This is a genomic window from Moorena sp. SIO2C4 (genome assembly GCF_010672485.1).
Taxonomy (GTDB): Bacteria; Cyanobacteriota; Cyanobacteriia; order Cyanobacteriales; family Coleofasciculaceae; genus Moorena; species Moorena producens.
The window spans coordinates 1-1,191 of the sequence record NZ_JAAHGN010001530.1 but is presented as its reverse complement, the minus strand read 5'-3'; the positions used below and the strand labels follow the sequence as shown (position 1 = coordinate 1,191).

At 46.3% G+C, this 1,191-nt stretch carries 1 protein-coding gene; it reads left to right on the top strand.

The window, feature by feature from the left end:
* On the top strand, positions 1-1,112 hold a 1,112-nt coding region (locus F6K20_RS39265), incomplete at its 5' end, for a sensor histidine kinase (RefSeq protein ID WP_287298560.1).
* Between the last annotated feature and the right edge of the window lie 79 nt (positions 1,113-1,191).

Sequence of the window (1,191 nt, the reverse complement as noted above, 5' to 3'; positions counted from 1 at the left end):
AAGGGTTGAGCGCCCTTAACCGTGCTGATCAGTTGTGCTTTGGGATCATTGTCAGCAGTATGATCGCCTCAGTTGCGATCGCAATCCTATTAGCTATTCATACCAGTAATGCGATCGCACAGCGAATCAAAAGCCTGACTGAGATCACCGAACAGGTCAAACAGGAGTCTAACTTTACCCTGCAAGCACCAGTCACGACCCGAGATGAAGTGGGTGTGTTAGCCACTTCTCTCAATCAGCTGATTCACGGTATGGCTGACTACACCCAGGAACTCCAGCAAACGGAAATCCAGCTGATTCAAAACGAAAAAATGTCCAGTTTGGGTACTATGGTTGCTGGTATTGCCCATGAAATGAACAATCCGATTAACTTTATCTACGGCAATCTGTTCTTTGCCAGCGATTATATTGAGGATTTACTCTCTCTGGTGGAACTCTATCAGCAGTATTATCCCAACCCTGACCCAGAGATTAAAAATCGGCTCGAAGAGATTGATCTGGAATTTTTGGCCCAAGACTTGCCTAAAATCATCGCTTCCATGAAAGGCGGAGCTGAGCGCATTCGTGAAATTGTGCTTTCGATGAGGAATTTTTCCCGATTGGATGAAGCCGAGATCAAACCGGTTAACATCCATGAAGGAATTGACAATACCCTCGTTCTGCTCAGCAACCGCCTCAAGCCAGGGATTGAGGTGATCAAGCAGTATGGGGATTTACCTGTGGTGGATTGCTACCCAGCTCAACTGAATCAGGTATTTTTGAGTATCTTGGAAAATGCCCTTGATGCCATAGAACAGGATGCTACAGAACACAAGGCTATAGAACACAAGAGTGTCGAATCTTGCCCATCCCCAGTCTTCACCATTCGGATTCAAACGGAGCTAGTTGATCAAAACTGGGTAGTTATCCGAATCGCTGACAATGGCCCTGGGATTGCCGCAGCCATTAAAGACCGGATATTTGACCCATTTTTCACTACCAAAGACCCAGGCCAGGGAACTGGCTTGGGACTCGCCATTACCTACCAAATTATTACCCAGCATCGAGGAAAAATTGAGGTGGCTTCAGAACCAGGTCAGGGAGCCGAGTTTGTCATTAGTTTGCCAAGATAAAATCTGAAAACCTCAGGTGCGATTGACCCATTAAGAATTAAATTCGCCACAGGTCGCACCTTCTGCGACAAGGGTTAAA